This window comes from Pseudonocardia ailaonensis, assembly GCF_039531635.1.
In the GTDB taxonomy this organism is placed as follows: domain Bacteria; phylum Actinomycetota; class Actinomycetes; order Mycobacteriales; family Pseudonocardiaceae; genus Pseudonocardia; species Pseudonocardia ailaonensis.
Genome location: NZ_BAAAQK010000012.1, coordinates 260414 through 276435, shown reverse-complemented (window position 1 = coordinate 276435; position 16022 = coordinate 260414). Strand labels below are relative to the sequence as shown.

14 protein-coding genes are annotated in these 16022 nt (G+C 73.0%); 9 read left to right on the top strand and 5 right to left on the bottom strand.

Annotation, left to right across the window (positions count from 1 at the left end; all coding sequences use genetic code 11):
- Positions 1-113: 113 nt before the first annotated feature.
- On the top strand, positions 114-1112 hold the full coding sequence (locus ABD324_RS19845; RefSeq protein ID WP_344418987.1) for a Dyp-type peroxidase: 999 nt from the start codon (positions 114-116) through the stop codon (positions 1110-1112).
- Between the two features lie 105 nt (positions 1113-1217).
- Here the strand turns inward: ABD324_RS19845 and ABD324_RS19840 are convergent, their stop codons facing one another.
- Entirely contained in the window at positions 1218-3155 is a 1938-nt protein-coding gene (locus tag ABD324_RS19840) for an ABC transporter ATP-binding protein (protein WP_344419413.1), read from the bottom strand.
- Between the two features lie 98 nt (positions 3156-3253).
- On the bottom strand, positions 3254-4987 hold the full coding sequence (locus ABD324_RS19835) for an ABC transporter ATP-binding protein (protein ID WP_344418984.1): 1734 nt from the start codon (positions 4985-4987) through the stop codon (positions 3254-3256).
- A gap of 222 nt (positions 4988-5209) precedes the next feature.
- On the opposite strand from ABD324_RS19835, the gene ABD324_RS19830 reads away from it, so the two are divergent.
- Genes ABD324_RS19830 through ABD324_RS19820 form a run of 3 tightly spaced genes read left to right on the top strand, consistent with a single transcriptional unit; the run spans position 5210 to position 7777 of the window.
- Positions 5210-6718 (top strand): DUF2235 domain-containing protein, encoded by a 1509-nt coding sequence (locus tag ABD324_RS19830; RefSeq protein ID WP_344418981.1) that lies wholly within the window; start codon positions 5210-5212, stop codon positions 6716-6718.
- A 19-nt stretch (positions 6719-6737) separates the two neighbouring features.
- Positions 6738-7085, top strand: a complete 348-nt coding sequence (locus ABD324_RS19825; protein ID WP_344418979.1) for a VOC family protein — start codon at positions 6738-6740, stop codon at positions 7083-7085.
- Positions 7082-7777, top strand: a complete 696-nt coding sequence (locus tag ABD324_RS19820; protein WP_344418976.1) for a dienelactone hydrolase family protein — start codon at positions 7082-7084, stop codon at positions 7775-7777. The genes ABD324_RS19825 and ABD324_RS19820 overlap by 4 nt, the downstream gene beginning before the upstream one ends.
- A 25-nt stretch (positions 7778-7802) precedes the next feature.
- Here ABD324_RS19820 and ABD324_RS19815 read toward each other — a convergent pair whose 3' ends face one another.
- Complete coding sequence (locus ABD324_RS19815; protein WP_344418973.1) at positions 7803-8654, bottom strand: dioxygenase family protein; 852 nt, start codon at positions 8652-8654, stop codon at positions 7803-7805.
- Between the two features lie 62 nt (positions 8655-8716).
- Between ABD324_RS19815 and ABD324_RS19810 the strand changes: the two genes are divergently transcribed.
- A complete protein-coding gene (locus ABD324_RS19810) occupies positions 8717-9688 on the top strand; it encodes an aldo/keto reductase (RefSeq protein WP_344418970.1) in 972 nt (323 codons plus the stop codon).
- A 99-nt stretch (positions 9689-9787) separates the two neighbouring features.
- Here ABD324_RS19810 and ABD324_RS19805 read toward each other — a convergent pair whose 3' ends face one another.
- Positions 9788-11590, bottom strand: coding sequence for an ABC transporter ATP-binding protein (locus ABD324_RS19805; RefSeq protein WP_344418967.1), 1803 nt, complete (start codon positions 11588-11590; stop codon positions 9788-9790).
- A 74-nt stretch (positions 11591-11664) separates the two neighbouring features.
- On the opposite strand from ABD324_RS19805, the gene ABD324_RS19800 reads away from it, so the two are divergent.
- On the top strand, positions 11665-12171 hold the full coding sequence (locus tag ABD324_RS19800; RefSeq protein ID WP_344418964.1) for a MarR family winged helix-turn-helix transcriptional regulator: 507 nt from the start codon (positions 11665-11667) through the stop codon (positions 12169-12171).
- Positions 12168-12662, top strand: a complete 495-nt coding sequence (locus tag ABD324_RS19795; protein ID WP_344418961.1) for an SRPBCC family protein — start codon at positions 12168-12170, stop codon at positions 12660-12662. The genes ABD324_RS19800 and ABD324_RS19795 overlap by 4 nt, the downstream gene beginning before the upstream one ends.
- Positions 12663-12793: 131 nt before the next feature.
- Here ABD324_RS19795 and ABD324_RS19790 read toward each other — a convergent pair whose 3' ends face one another.
- Positions 12794-14029 (bottom strand): Glu/Leu/Phe/Val dehydrogenase dimerization domain-containing protein, encoded by a 1236-nt coding sequence (locus tag ABD324_RS19790; protein ID WP_425565869.1) that lies wholly within the window; start codon positions 14027-14029, stop codon positions 12794-12796.
- Between the two features lie 160 nt (positions 14030-14189).
- Between ABD324_RS19790 and ABD324_RS19785 the strand changes: the two genes are divergently transcribed.
- Together ABD324_RS19785 and ABD324_RS19780 are read left to right on the top strand one after the other, a co-directional pair.
- Positions 14190-15155 carry a LysR family transcriptional regulator gene (locus ABD324_RS19785; RefSeq protein WP_344418958.1) on the top strand — a complete coding sequence of 322 codons (966 nt, stop codon included), beginning with the start codon at positions 14190-14192 and terminating at the stop codon, positions 15153-15155.
- 29 nt (positions 15156-15184) lie between these two features.
- On the top strand, positions 15185-15958 hold the full coding sequence (locus tag ABD324_RS19780; protein ID WP_344418955.1) for an enoyl-CoA hydratase/isomerase family protein: 774 nt from the start codon (positions 15185-15187) through the stop codon (positions 15956-15958).
- Positions 15959-16022 lie beyond the last annotated feature (64 nt).

The following is a 16022-nucleotide window of genomic DNA, read 5'->3' as shown; positions in this document are numbered from 1 at the left end:
CAGCCGGGTCAGGTCGGGTCGGGGCGGGTCGGGGCGGGTCGGGGCGATGCGAGCCGGGGTCGGGGCTGGCAGGCTCCGGTGCACCAGCTCCCCTCACGCCCGGAGGCCGATCGGTGCCCGAACCGCAGCCCGTGCTCGCCCCGCTCACCGAGAGCGCGGTCTTCCTCACCCTCGTCGTCGAACCCGGCGGCGAGCAGGCCGTCCACGACTTCCTGCCGGACCTGGGCGGCGTGGTCCGCTCGGTCGGGTTCCGGATGCCGGAGGAGGGCCTGACCTGCGTCCTCGGCATCGGATCCGACGCCTGGGACCGGCTCTTCGACGGCCCGCGCCCCGCCCGGCTGCATCCCTTCCGGGAGATCCGGGGCGAGCGGCACCGGGCGCCCGCGACCCCGGGCGACCTCGTCCTGCACCTGCGCGCGGCCCGCACCTACCCGTGCTTCGAGCTCGCCCGCCGGATCACCGGTGCGCTCGGCGGCGCGGTCCGGGTGGTCGACGAGGTACAGGGCTTCCGCTACTTCGACCGCCGGGACCTGCTGGGCTTCGTGGACGGCACCGAGAACCCGACCGGCGCCGCCGCCTCGGCCGCCGTCCTGGTCGGCGCGGAGGACCCGGAATTCGCCGCCGGCTCCTACCTCCTCGTGCAGAAGTACCTGCACGACCTCGAGAAGTGGAACGCGTTGCCCGTCGAGGCCCGCGAGCACGCGGTGGGCCGCCGGATGCTCGACGACGTCGAGCTCTCCGACGAGGAGAAGCCCACCGACTCCCACGTCGCCCTCACCACGATCGTGGAGGAGGACGGCACGGAGCGGGAGATCCTGCGCGACAACATGCCCTTCGGCTCGATCGAGCGGGGCGAGTTCGGCACCTACTTCGCCGGCTACGCCGCGGACCCCGGCGTGACGGAGCGGATGCTCACCCGCATGGTCGTGGGCGACCCGCCCGGCCACTCGGACCGGATCCTCGAGGTCTCCCGGGCCGTCACGGGCGCGCTGTTCTTCGCGCCCTCCGCGGACTTCCTCGACGCACCCCCGCCGCGGGTCACCCCGCCGCAGCCTGCGCAGGAGGAGCCGACGCGAGCGGACCTCGGCATCGGCAGCCTCCGCGCGACCTGACCCGCCCAGGCCCCGTCGACGCCGCTCGCACACACCTCCGGTCACCCGCACACCAGTTCTGGCTGGTGTGCGAGGCACCGGACGTCTGCGCGAGCCCCGGGAGAGCTACTCCATCTCCGCCGTCGCTCCGGCGAACTGGGCGTTGTACAGGCGGTGGTAGGCGCCCTCGGCAGCGAGCAGCTGCTCGTGGGTGCCCTGCTCCACGATGGAACCGTCCTCCATGACCAGGATGAGGTCCGCGTCCCGGATCGTGGAGAGCCGGTGCGCGATCACGAAGCTCGTGCGGTCGCTCCGCAGCGCCGCCATGGCCCGCTGCACCAGCACCTCGGTGCGGGTGTCGACGGAGCTGGTGGCCTCGTCGAGGATCAGTAGCGACGGATCGGCGAGGAATGCCCGCGCGATCGTGATCAGCTGCTTCTCCCCCGCGCTGACGCCGGTGCCCTCCTCGTCGATCACGGTGTCGTAGCCCTGGGGCAGGCTGCGCACGAACCGGTCCACATAGGTCGCCCGCGCGGCCGCGAGGATCTGCTCCTCCGTGGCGCCCGGCCGCCCGTAGGCGATGTTGGCCCGGATGCTGCCGTTGAACAGCCAGGTGTCCTGCAGCACCATGCCGATGCCCGAGCGCAGGTCCGCCCGCGCCATCCGGGCGATGTCCACGCCGTCGAGCGTGATCCGCCCGCCGTCGAGCTCGTAGAAGCGCAGCACCAGGTTGACCAGCGTGGTCTTGCCCGCGCCCGTGGGCCCGACGATCGCGACCGTCTGCCCCGGCTCCGCGACCAGCGAGAGGTCGGTGATCAACGGACGGTCGGGCACGTACCGGAAGGAGACGTGCTCGAACGCGACCCGCCCACGACGCTCGCTGCGGACCTCCGGAACCTCCGGGTCCGGGGACTGCTCGGCCGCGTCGAGCAGCTCGAAGACCCGCTCCGCCGAGGCCACCCCGGACTGCAGCAGGTTCGCCATCGACGCCGCCTGGGTGAGCGGCTGGGTGAACTGCCGGGAGTACTGGATGAAGGCCTGCACGTCTCCCAGGCTCATCGAGCCCGAGGCCACCCGCAGCCCGCCGATCACGGCCACCAGCACGTAGTTGAGGTTCCCGAGGAACATCATCGACGGCATGATGATCCCGGAGATGAACTGCGCCCGGAAGCTGGCCTGGTAGAGCGCCTCGTTCTTCTCCCGGAAGATCTCCTCCACCTCGGCCCGGCGGCCGAACACCCGCACCAGCTCCTGGCCGGTGAAGGTCTCCTCGATGTGCCCGTTGAGCACGCCGGTGTTGCGCCACTGCGCCACGAACTGCTTCTGCGAGCGCTTGCCGATGGCCCGGGTGAGCCAGAACGTGACGGGGACGGTGATCAGCGCGACGAGCGAGAGCAGCGGCGACACCGTGAGCATCATCGCCAGCACGCCGACGATCGTGAGCAGCGACGTGAGCAGCTGCGACATCGTCTGCTGCAGCGACTGCTGCACGTTGTCGATGTCGTTGGTGACGCGGCTGAGCACCTCACCGCGCTGCCGGCCGTCGAAGTAGCTCAGCGGCAGCCGGTTGATCTTGTCCTCGACCTCGCGGCGCAGCGAGAACACCGTGCGCTGCACGATGCCGTTGAGCAGGTAGCCCTGGACGTAGCCGAACACGGCCGAGCCCAGGTAGATCGCCATCACCCCGGCCAGCACGAGGCCGAGGGCGTGGAAGTCGATCCCCATTCCGGGGATGACGTTCTGCGCCTCGATGACGTTGGCGATCGTGTCGTTGCCCTGCGCGCGGGCCCCGGCCGCCGCCTGCGCTGCGGTGATCCCGGCCGGCAGCTGCTTGCCGATGATCCCGGCGAACACCAGATCCGTGGCGTGGCCGAGGATCTTCGGGCCGATCACGTTGAGCGCCACGCTGACCACGCCGAGCACGAGGACGACGATCACGCCGATCCGCTCGGGCCGCAGCCGCGCGACGAGCCGCTTGGCCGAGGGGCCGAACGTCATCGCCTTCTCGGTGGGCTGGCCCGCGCCGGCCCACGGCGGACCGCCGCCCCGGCGCTGCGCGGCCATCCCGCGCGCGGCGGAGACGGTGTCCGCGTCCTGCTTCGGTTTGCCCTGCTGGGCACCCTGGGTGGTGGACCGGGCCGAGGGTTCGCTCGTCACCTCGCTCACGCGACAGCCTCCGCACTCAGCTGCGACTCGACGATCTCCCGGTAGGTCGGGCACTGCTCCAGCAGCTCCCGGTGCCTCCCGACACCGACCACCCGGCCGTCCTCCAGGACGACGATCTGGTCCGCCCCCTCGATCGTCGACACCCGTTGCGCGACGATCACCACCGTGGCCTCCGCCGTGACCGGCCGCAGCGCGGCCCGCAGCCGCGCGTCCGTGGTGAGGTCGAGCGCGGAGAAGGAGTCGTCGAACAGGTAGATCTCGGGCCGTTTGATCACCGCCCGGGCGATCGCGAGCCGCTGCCGCTGGCCACCGGAGACGTTCGTGCCGCCCTGGGAGATCGGCGACTCCAGGCCCTCGGGCATGGCGCGCACGAAGTCCTCGGCCTGGGCGACCCGCAGGGCCTCCCAGAGCTCTGCCTCCGTGGCGTCCGCCCGCCCGTAGCGCAGGTTGCTCGCGACCGTGCCGGAGAACAGGTACGGCTTCTGCGGCACCAGGCCGATCCGGGACCAGAGGTCCTCGGGATCCAGCTCCCGGACGTCCACGCCGTCGACCAGCACGGCACCGCCGGTGGCGTCGAACAGCCGGGGCACCATGGAGACCAGCGTGGTCTTGCCCGCGCCCGTGCTCCCGATGACGGCCGTGGTCCGGCCGGGCAGCGCGGTGACGGAGATGTCGTGCAGCACCGGCGACACCGCGCCCGGGTACTGGAAGGTCGTCTCCCGGAACTCCAGCCGCCCGGACCGCGACGCCGGCAGGACCGGCTCGAGGGGCGGCGCGACGGACGACTCGGTGTCGAGCACCTCGGTGATCCGCTCCGCGCACACGGCCGCGCGCGGGATCATGATCGCCATGAACGTGGCCATCATGACGGCCATGAGGATCTGCAGCAGGTAGGCGATGAAGGCCGTCAGCGCCCCGATCTGCATCTCCCCCGCGTCGATCCGCGCCGCGCCGAACCACATGACGGCCACCGTCGAGGCGTTGAGGATGAGCATCACGATGGGGAAGATCAGCGCCTGGAGCCGGCCCGCCGCCGTGGCCACCTCCGTGACCTCGCGGTTCGCGGTGCCGAAGCGCACCGTCTCCTCCGGCTCGCGCACGAAGGCGCGCACCACGCGGATGCCGGTGATCTGCTCGCGCAGGACGCGGTTCACGGCGTCGATCCGCGTCTGCATCAGCCGGAACTTCGGGACCATCCGGACGATCACCAGCCCGATGCACACCACCAGCAGCGGGACGGCGACCGCGACGAGCCACGACAGCCCGACGTCCTCCTGCAGCGCCATGATGATGCCGCCGACGCACATGATCGGCGCCGCGACGAGCATCGTGCAGGTCAACAGCACGAGCATCTGCACCTGCTGCACGTCGTTCGTGCTGCGGGTGATCAACGAGGGCGCGCCGAAGCGGTTGACCTCGCGCGCCGAGAAGCTGCCGACCCGGTGGAACACCGCACCACGCACGTCCCGCCCGAAGCCCATGGCGGTGCGCGACCCGAAGTAGACGGCGACGATCGAGCAGGCCACCTGCACGAGCGTGACCAGCAGCATCCAGCCGCCGATGCGCACGATGTAGCCCGTGTCGCCCCGGGCGATGCCCTGGTCGATGATGTCCGCGTTGAGGCTCGGGAGGTACAGCGCCGCCATCGTGCCCACGAGCTGGAGCGCGACGACCGCGGCGAGCGGGCCCGCGAACGGGCGGAGATACCGCCTCAGCAGGCTGAGCAACATGGGCTGGTCCTTCGTCTCGTGGTGGTGGGACGACGATAGCGACGGCCACCGACAGTTCTGCCCGCACCGCCCGTGACCGGCACGATTTCGCCCGGGAACGATATCGGAGCCGGCCGCGGGCCCACCAACGGGTTTCGGGTCCCACCGATCCGGACTGCGCACTTCCCGCACTACCGTCGGTGGCCGGGCCAGGTCGACCCTGGGCCCGACGAGGAGGGGTCGATGGCACGGTGGGTCGTCTGCTGCGACGGGACCTGGCAGGGCGTGGCACAGGACAGCAACGTCCGCCGGCTGAGCGGGGCCTACGTGCCCGCCGCGGGGGACGCGGCGGCCCACTACGTCCCGGGCGTCGGGACCTCCACCTGGAACGTGGTGGCCAACCTGCGCGCGGGCCTCACCGGCGCGGGCCTCGACTCCTCGATCCTCGACGGGTACGACTTCCTCGTCCGCTCCTGGCGCCCGGGGGACGAGATCGCCCTGTTCGGTTTCAGCCGCGGCGCCTACACCGCGCGCAGCCTCGCCGGCATGATCGGCCGCGTCGGGCTCGTCGACGGGCACGGACCGGACGGCCGGGACCTCGACGAGGCCGCGCGGCGCGACGCCGTCCGCCGCGCCTACCGGCGCTACCGCGCGATCGGGAGGACCCCGCAGGACGACACCTGGCACGCGGGCCTCACGCTCGGCTACACCCCCGGCGACCCGGACATCCCGGTGCGCCTCGTCGGCGTCTGGGACACCGTCGGCGCGCTCGGCATCCCCACCTACCTGGGCGTCCCGGACCTCGGGCACTCCCGGGAGCGCTACGAGTTCCTCGACGTCGCGCTGAACCCGCACATCCCCTTCGCCCGCCACGCCGTCTCCCTCGACGAGCGCCGTGGCCCCTTCCGCCCGACGCTCTGGTCCCCGCCCGCCGCCGGCCAGGACATGGTGCAGGCGTGGTTCCCCGGCGACCACTGCGACGTCGGTGGCGGGAACCCGTCGACGCAGCTCAGCGACGTCGCGCTGGAGTGGATGGCCGAGCAGGCCGCCGTCGCCGGCCTGCGGTTCGACCTCGCCCTGGTCGAGGGCTTCGATCCCTCCCCGCTCGGCCCGCTGCACGGCGCCGACGCCGGGATGAAGGGCGCCGCGACCGAGATCGCGTTCCAGCTCCGGCCGCGCGCCGTGCCGCGGATCGACGCCCCTGACATCTCGCGGAGTGCCCGCACCCGTCACGACCTGGCCGGATACCGGCCCACGACCACCCTCGAACCCGGCGAGTCGGCGACCGTGACCGTCGCCGGGGCAGCGGCCTGGACCGAGACGGGCCTCTGGCTGGTCGCGGGCGGCCGGTACCGCTTCGAGGCCAAGGGCGACTGGCGCAGCGCCGGCTACCCGTCCGGCCCCGCGGGCGACACGCGGCTGTGGCACCTGTCCGGACGGGTGTTCAGCAGCCTGTTCGACGGCCTGCAGAAGGGCCTGCAGGCCGTCCTCGCCAATCCGGAGGCCGCCCTCGTCGGCTCGCGGCGCCAGCACGACCTGCCGTGGATGTCCCTGGTCGGGCAGGTGGCGAACGAGTCGCCGCGCACGTCCGCGCAGTCGCCGGCCGACCCGGACCAGCGGATCCCGATCGGCGAGGAGGCCGTCGCGGAGATCGAACGGGAGGGCTACCTCCACGCCTACCCGAACGACGCCCTGGGCTTCTACGGCAACAACTCCGGCGAGGTGACGCTGACGGTGACGCGGACCGCGTGACCTGGCACGATGTGCCCGCATGATCACCGGTCTGCACAGCATCGTGTACGCGCAGGACGCGGAGCGCGCCCGGGACTTCTTCCGGGACGTCCTCGGCCTGCCCTTCGTCGACGCCCACGACGGCTGGCTGATCTTCGCCGCCCCACCGACGGAGATCGCCGTCCATCCGGCGGAGGAGTCCGGCCGCCACGAGCTGTACCTCATGTGCGACGACGTCGAGGCCACCGTCGCGGAGCTGACGGCGAAGGGCGTCGAGTTCGCCGCGGGCATCGAGGACGTCGGCTGGGGCCTGCTGACCAGGCTGCGCATCCCCGGCGGCGGCGAGCTGGGCCTCTACCAGCCGCGGCACGCGAGCCCGCTCGCGTGAGCGCTCTCGAGATCCGGCCCGGCCTGCAGGGCTACCGCGCCCGGCCCGAGGGCGACGGCCCGTGGCCCGGCATGGTGCTGGTGCACGAGGCGTTCGGCCTGGACGAGCAGATGCGCGGACACGCGGACCGCCTGGCGCGCAAGGGTTTCGTCACCCTGGCGCCCGATCTCTACTCGGCAGGCGGGGCCCGGCGCTGCCTCGTGGCGACCTTCCGGGCCCTGCTCTCGGGGCAGGGCAAGGCGTTCGGCGACATCGAGGCGGCCCGCGCGGCGCTCGCCGCCGACGGGGACTGCACGGGCCGGATCGGGGTGATCGGCTTCTGCATGGGCGGCGGGTTCGCGCTGCTCGCGGCGACGCGGGGGTTCGACGCGTCGTCGGTCAACTACGGCCAGCTCCCCCGCGACCTCGACGCGGCGGTCGCCGGCGCCTGCCCGGTCGTGGGCAGCTACGGCGGCAAGGACTTCTCGCTCCGCGGCGCCGCGGCGAAGCTCGACGCGGCCCTGGAGAAGGCGGGTGTCCCCCACGACGTCGAGGAGTACCCGAACGCGAGCCACGCCTTCCTCAACGACGGCGACAACGCCCCGGGATTCCTGCGCCCCCTCACGAGGATCACCGGCTTCGGCCCCGAGCCCGCGTCGGCGGAAGCGGCCTGGCACCGCATCGAGACCTTCCTGACCACCCACCTCACCTAACCCCCGCGAGTCGGTCGGCGGCGGCTCAGGCGGCGGCGAAGCTGCGCTTGGAGAGGCCCCACCAGAAGCCGTCGATCTCCGAGGTGCGGGCGGCTTCCGGGTTCGCGGAGGCGCCGAGGGTGACGAAGAGCGGGGTGAAGTGCTCGACGGTCGGGTGCGCGTAGGGCATGCCGGGGGCCTTGGCGCGGTAGGCGGCCAGCTCGTCGACGTCCCCGCGGGCGAGGGCCTCCTGCGCCCACGCGTCGAACTGCCGCGACCAGCCCGGCGCCTCGACCTCGCCCCGCATGACCTCGCGGGTGAGGAAGGGCAGGCCGTGAGTGGTGAAGCCGGAGCCGATCACCAGCACGCCCTCCTCGCGCAGCGACCGGAGCTTCCCGCCCAGCTCCAGCAGCGCGGCGGGCGACGACGTCGGGAGGCTCAGCTGGAGCACCGGGATGTCGGCCTCGGGGTACATGACCTTGAGTGGCACCCAGGCGCCGTGGTCGAGTCCGCGCCCCGTCCGGTGCACGTTCTCGCTGCTCAGCATGCCCAGCAGCTGCGCCGAGAGCTCGGTGGCGGCCGGGGTGTCGTACCGCATGCGGGAGTACATCGGGGCGAAGCCGCCGAAGTCGTAGACCGGGGTGACGGCCGCGTCCGCGCTGGTCAGCGCCAGCGGCGCCTCCTCCCAGTGCGCCGAGACGATCAGGATCGCCCGCGGCCGCGGCAGCGAGCGCGCCCACCCGAACAGCTGCTCCATCCAGGCCGTGTCCTCGAACAGCGGCGGCGCGCCGTGGCTGAGGTAGAGCGCGGGCAGCGGGCCGTCCGCGGGCTGCCAGCCGGCGTGCTCCCCCGCGCGGGCGACGCGGGCGAGATGGGTCTCGTAGGGGTGCGCGGCCATGTCCGACTCCAAGATTGAGCGTTCAACTACATGTCACGGTAGCACGTGGCTAGGCTCGCGTCATGGACTCTGTGAAGCTCGGCTCCACCGGTGTCGACGTCTCCCGGATCTGCCTGGGCGCGATGAGCTTCGGCACGCCCGAGCGGGGCACCCACTCCTGGTCCCTCGACGCCGACGCGTCCCGGCCGATCCTGCTGCGCGCGTTCGAGGCCGGGATCAACTTCGTCGACACGGCCAACGTCTACTCCGCCGGGACGAGCGAGGAGATCCTCGGGAAGGTCCTCGCCGAGTACGGCCACCGGGACGAGATCGTCCTGGCCACCAAGGTGCACGGCCGGATGCGGCCGGGGCCGAACGGGGCGGGCCTGTCCCGCAAGGCGATCCTGGCCGAGATCGACCACAGCCTGCGCCGGCTCGGCACCGACTACGTGGACCTCTACCAGATCCACCGCTTCGACCCGTCGGTGCCGGTCGAGGAGACGATGGAGGCGCTGCACGACGTCGTCAGGGCCGGGAAGGCGCGGTACATCGGGGCGTCGTCCATGTGGGCCTGGCAGTTCGCGACGATGCAGCACGTGGCGGAGGCGAACGGCTGGACGCGCTTCGTGACCATGCAGAACCACTACAACCTGCTCTACCGCGAGGAGGAGCGGGAGATGCTGCCGCTCTGCGCGGAGCTGGGCGTCGGCTCGATCCCGTGGAGCCCGCTGGCGCGGGGCAGGCTGACCCGGCCGTGGGACGTCACGACGGCGCGCAGCGACACGGACGAGTTCGGCCGCCGGCTCTACCTCGACGAGGACCGGGAGATCGTCGAGAGGGTGCGGTCGCTGGCGGAGAAGCGGGGCCTGCTGCCGGCGCAGATCGCGCTCGCCTGGCTGCTCGCCAAGCCGGTGGTGACGGCGCCCATCGTCGGCGTCACCAAGCCGCAGCACCTCGAGGACGCGCTCTCGGCAGTCGACGTCACGCTGGACGCCGACGAGATCGCCCAGCTCGAGGAGCCCTACCGCCCCCACGAGATCGCCGGACACGTCTGACCCACGCCGAGCTGAACCTCAGCCACGGGCCGGGCATCCGGAACGTGGCTGAGGTTCATCTCGACCGCGGCGAGGGCGCGGTGGGGCCGGGGCGGACGGTCATGCGGCCAGGGCGGCGTAGCGGCCCTCGCTCGCGAGCAGGGACTCGTGGTTGCCCCGCTCCACGATCCGGCCGTGGTCGAGCACCGCGATCTGGTCCGCGTCGCGCACCGTCGAGAGGCGGTGGGCGATGGTGATCGTGGTGCGGCCCTTGGCCAGCTCGGTGAAGGCGCGCTGCACGGCGCGCTCGGTCTCGGTGTCCAGGGCGCTGGTGGCCTCGTCGAGGACTAGGACCCGGGGATCGCGGAGCAGCGTGCGCGCGATCGCGATGCGCTGCTTCTCGCCGCCGGAGAACCGGTACCCGCGCGACCCGACGACCGTGTCGTAGCCCTCGGGCAGGCCCGAGATCAGCTCGTGGACCTGGGCCGCGCGGGCCGCGTCCTCGATCTCGGCGTCCGTGGCGTCCGGCTTGGCGTAGCGCAGGTTCTCGCGGACCGTGGTGTGCAGCAGGTAGGTCTCCTGGCTGACCACCCCGACGATGCCGGCGAGCTCCTGCAGGGTCATGTCGCGCACGTCGACGCCGTCGATCGTGATGCGCCCGGCGGCGGGATCGTGCAGCCGCGGAACCATCGACGCGAGCGTGCTCTTGCCCGATCCCGTCTCCCCCACCAGGGCGAGCGTGGTGCCGGCGGGCACGTCGAGGGTGACGCCCGCGACGGCCGCGGTCTCGCTGCCGGGATAGGTGAAGGTGACGTCCTCGATCCGGACGTGGCCCCGCACCTCGGGGACGTGCACCGGGTCGGCGGGGTCGTCGACCTCGACCGTGAGGTCCAGGTACTCGAAGATCCGGGCGAACAGGGCCAGCGAGCTGACCAGCGAGACGCCGACGTTGAGCAGGCCGGTGAGCGGCCGGAAGAGCGAGCCCTGCAGGCCGGTGAAGGCGATCAACGTACCGATGGTCATCGCGCCCGCCGTCATGGGCAGACCGGCTGCCAGGTAGATCACCGCGGGGATGGCGGCGAAGATGATGCTCATCGTGGCCATCCGCCAGCGGCCGGCGAGCTGGCTGCGCAGCTCGAGATCGACCAGGCGCTCGGACGACTGCGTGAAGCGGTCGACGACCGCGGGGCCGGCGCCCATCGTCTTGCTCAGCTGGATGCCGGAGATCGACAGGCCCTCCTCGATCGTCACGTTGAGGTCGGCCAGCTCGCGCTGCTGCGCGGCGGTGATGCTGCGCCGCATGCGCGCGACCCGGCGCGACAGCAGGATCGCGGGCGGCAGCACGACCAGCGAGACCAGCGTGAGCTGCCAGGACAGGGCGAGCATCGCGACCAGGGTGGCCACGGTCGTCGTCAGGTTCGAGGCGATCGACGTGGCCGTGGAGGTCACCACGGTCTGCATGCCGCCGATGTCGTTCGTGATGCGCGACTGCACCTCGCCGGTGCGGGTGCGCGTGAAGAAGCCGAGGCTCTGGCGCTGCAGGTGCGCGAAGACCGAGGTGCGCAGGCCGTGCATGACCTGCTGGCCGATCCTCGTCGACACCCAGGTCTGCACCACGCCGAAGGCCGAGGTGACGGCGGCGACGCCGATCATGCCGATGACCAGCCAGACCAGCAGCCGCAGGTTCTGGTGCGGGAGCGCGTCGTCGATCACGGCGCGCAGCAGGAAGGGGCTGGCCAGGCTGACGATCGACGACGCGACGATGATCGCGACGACCAGCAGCAGCGGCCAGCGGTACGGGGTGAAGAGCCGGCCGATGCGGCGGAGCGAGACCTCGCGGGCCTGCTGCTTCTCGGCGGCGGAGTTGGGGCGGCGGCGCTCTTCGGGCGGCCGGCCGCCGGGCTTCTTCTGTGGCGTGTCCAAGTGCGTTCCCCTCTCGTTTTACTGAGGTTACCTCATCATGAGGGAACAACACGAGTTCTTGCTAGGCTATTCCCGTGGACGAGCCCGAGACGCTGGGAGATGCCTTCTGGGCGGTCGCGCGGATGCTGCGCGGCCGCAACAAGGATGCCCTCGCGCCGTGGGACGTCACCCCGTCCCAGTTCCGCGCGCTCGCCACCCTCGCGCGCCACGGCGCCGTCCGGCTCTCCGTGCTGGCCGAGCACCTGCGGATCGCCCCGCGGAGCGCCACCGAGGTGGTCGACGAGCTGGAGACGCGCGGGCTCGCCTCGCGCGCGACCGATCCGGCGGACCGGCGGGCCACGCTGGTCGGGCTCACGGAGAAGGGGACGGAGCTGGTGCGCGAGGTGCACGCGGCACGGCGCGCGGAGTCCGAGACGCTCTTCGCGGGGCTCGACGAGCAGGACCGGGCCGACCTCGCCCGGATCCTGGGCCGCCTGCGGGACACGGACACCCGGGACCGCGACACGAGGGACCGCGACGCCCGGGACGCGCGGGGCCGGGATGCGGAGGGCGCCCCCGCCGGGGGACGATCGGGGGCGTGAACCGCTTCGCGACCACCACCGCGTCGGAGTCCGTCGTCGCCGCGGAGCGCGGGGCGATCTGGGCGGTCCTGACGGACCCGGACATGCTCCCCCTGCTCACCCCGCTGCTCACCGGCATCGAGACGGACGGCGACCTCTGGCGCTGGAGCATGATCCGGATCGCCGTGCTCGGGGTCGGGATCACGCCGACCTTCACGGAGCGGATGCGCTTCACCGAGAGGTCCCGCATCGACTACACGCACGAGCCCCCGGCCGGCGTGCACGAGTACGCCGGGGCCGAGGGCTGGTACGCGCTGGAGGACGTGCCGGGCGGGACGCACCTGGCGATCTCGCTGACCCTGCACGTGGAGCTGCCGCTCCCCCGCCTCGCCGCCCCGACGGTCGTCGGGCTGATGAAGGTGACACTGCAGCGGACCGGGGACCGGTTCGTCACCAACCTGCTGCGCCACCTGGGCGCGGACGAGGTCCCGGGCACCCGCCGCGCCTCGTGAGCCGCCGATGAGCGAACGGCGCGCTCGCTCACTAGGTGTGAACGAACGCGCCCCTCGCTCACCTCGGGCCCGGCGCGGCGAACGGGCCGCTCGCTCACTAGATGTGAGCGAACGCGCCGTTCGCTCATGGCTCAGGGGATGACGAGCTCGCCGGTCGTCGGGGCGGTGGCGGCGAAGGTCTGGGCGGTGACCCGGGGTGGGGTGCCGTCGGCCAGCCAGGCGGTCAGCAGCAGCTGCACCTTCTCCGCCATCTGGGTGCGGAGCATGGTGAAGGACTCCTCGGCGGTCACCCGGTCGTCGCCGCTCATGCCGACCCGGCCGAGCAGCAGCCACCAGGCCCAGGCCGCCGCGCCGGCGTTGGCCACGAAGTCCGGGACCACGGCGATGCCGCGGGCCGCGAGCATCGCCTCCGCCTCCGGGGTGGTGGCGGCGTTGGCGGCCTCGACGACGACCCTGGCGGTCACGTCGTAGCTGGTGTCCGGGGTGATCGCGTAGGAGATCGCGGCCGGGACCAGGATGTCCGCAGGGAGGCCGAGGACGGCGCCGCGGGGCAGGTGGGTGACGCCGGCGGGTACGCGGGAGCGGTCGATCTCGCCGTAGGTGTCCCGCAGGTCGAGCAGCGCCGGGACGTCGAGACCCTGCGGGTCGTAGAGGGTGCCCGCGGCGTCGGCCAGCGCGACGACCCGCATCCCGGCCTCGTGCAGGTACCAGGCGGCGCTGCCGCCCATGGTGCCGACGCCCTGGACCGCCACCGCGGTCTCCGGCACCGCCCAGCCGTGAGCGGCCGCGGCGCCCAGGCAGGCGTGGGCCACGCCGTAGCCGCCGATGACGTCGCCGAGCAGCCCTCCGGGGACCTGGGCGTCCAGGCCCTTCCGGACGCGGGCGAGGGTCGCCGAGGGATCGGCCGAGCGGCGGATCGCGGCGTGGTAGCTCTGGCCGAGGCCGAGCGAGGCGAAGACGTCGTCGATCAGGTGCTGCGGCACGCCGAGGTCCTCGGCGGTGACCCAGTGCGAGTCGATGTAGGGACGCATGGCCTCGCAGAAGCGCTGCAGCACCCCGAAGGCGCGCGGGTCCTTGGGGTCGAAGTCGATGCCGCCCTTGGCCCCGCCCACCGGCAGGTCGAAGGCGGCCGTCTTGTTCGCCATGCCCCGGGCCAGGTCCTCGACCTCGCCGAGCGTGCAGCCGGCGCGCATCCGGGTGCCGCCGGTCGCGATGCCCGAGCGCAGCACCTGCACCACGAGGTGGCCGCGCGCCTCGGTGACCGGGTCGGTCCAGGTCAGGCGCAGGTAGGGCTCGGTGCGCGGAGCGGCGGCGACCGTGTCGACGACGGGGGTCGTGGGGCCGAGGGGCTCCTGCATCGTGGTCACGGGGCGGACCTCCTGGATCTCGCTCGGGCGCGGGGAACCCGGCCGGGTGGGGTGCGGGGCGTCTCCACCGCCGGGTCCACTGTGCGGCGGGACCCTCCCGGCGTCCATCAACGATTGCTTGAGGGTCGCGTTCACGGCGGCTGCACGTACGGTGGGCGACGTGGAGCTCTCCCTGTCCCGCCTGCGCATGCTGCGCGAGCTGCACCGGCAGGGGACGGTCACGGCGGCCGCAGGCGCGCTGCACTACACGGCCTCGGCGGTGTCCCAGCAGCTCGCCCAGCTGGAGCGCGACGTCGGCGGCACCCTGTTCGAGCGGCTCGGCCGCCGCGTGCAGCTCACCGAGCTGGGCATCGTCCTCGCCGAGCACGCCGAGGAGATCCTGGGCTCGGTCGAGCGCGCCACCCTCGCCCTGGAGGATGCCCAGCAGGCCCGCACGGTCCGGCTGACGGCCGGGGTGTGGGCCTCGGTCGCGGCGGGCCTGCTGCCCCAGGCGCTCACCGCGCTCGCCGCCGAGCACCCCGGGATCCACGTGCGGACCCGCGAGCTGGCGCCGGAGGACACGGCCGGGGCGGTCCGCGACGGCGCCCTCGACTTCTCGTTCGTGATCGACTACTCGGGCCACCCGATGACCTGGGACCCGGCCCTGACCAGGGAGGTCGTGGCCGTCGAGCGGCTGTACGCGGCGGTCCCGGCGGGCACCCTGCCCGGCCCGACCGTCGCGCTCGCCGAGCTGGCCGAGCATCCCTGGATCCTCGCCGGTCCGCGCTCGCACTTCGGCCGGGCGGTGCGGCTGGCCTGCCGCCGCGCCGGCTTCGACCCGACGACCAGCCACGAGGTCGAGGAGCAGTACACCGCGCTCGCGATGGTGTCGGCCGGGCTCGGGATCACGCTGGTCAGCGATCTGGGGCTGGTCCGGCACCCCCCGGGTATGGACGTCGTGCCGCTCACCGAGCCGGTCATGCGCACGGTCTCCATCGCCTACCGCACGCGCGCCGCGCGCCGGCCCGCCCTGCACGCCGTGATCGAGTGCGTGCGGCGGGTGGCGGCGATGCAGGGACTCGGGGCGGAGGCCGGGCTGACCGTGCCGGACGACGGCACCACCGGGCCCCGGCTCCCCCTACCGTGATCGGCAGGACGAACGAGAGGATCTCCACGGTGGCGGACTTCGAGGTGCGGGTGACGACCGGGGCGGACCACGTGGGCGTGGTCGAGTTCGAGCGGGGGAGGCACAACTTCTTCCACCAGCCCCTGATCGCCGCGCTGGCCGACGCGATCGAGGAGCTCGCGCAGGACGACCGGGCGCGGGCGGTGGTGCTGTGCAGCACCGGGCGCCACTTCTGCGCGGGCGCGGACTTCGGCGGCGACGAGGACGTCATCGAGACGATCAACGCCGGCCGGCACCTCTACGACGAGGCGTTCCGGCTCTTCGCGCAGCCGTTGCCGGTGGTCGCGGCGGTGCAGGGCAGCGCGATCGGCGGCGGGCTGGGCCTCGCGCTGGCGGCCGACTTCCGGGTCTCGGGCCCGGGGTCCCGGTGGGCAGCGCCGTTCTCCCGGCTGGGCCTGCACCAGGGTTTCGGGATCTCCGTGACGCTGCCGCGCGCCGTCGGCGAGCAGGCGGCCGCGGACCTCCTGCTCACCGGCCGGCGGATCGACGGCACCGAGGCCCATGCGATCGGCCTGGTGGACCGGCTGGTCCCGGACGACGAGCTGAGGGAGGCGGCCCACGCCCACGCCGCGCAGCTGGCCTCGGCCGCCCCGCTGGCCGTGCGGTCCATCCGTGCCACCCTGCGGGGCGACCTCGCCGCCCGGGTGCAGGCGGCGACGAACCACGAGAAGGCGGAGCAGCTGCGGCTGTCGCGGACCGAGGACCACCGCGAGGGGATCGCGGCCGACCTGGCCCGCCGGGAGCCGAGCTTCGCGGCGCGATAAGAGCGGCGCGGTCCGAGCGGCACGGTAGGAACGGCGCGGTCGGAGCGGCGAAGTCGGAGCGACG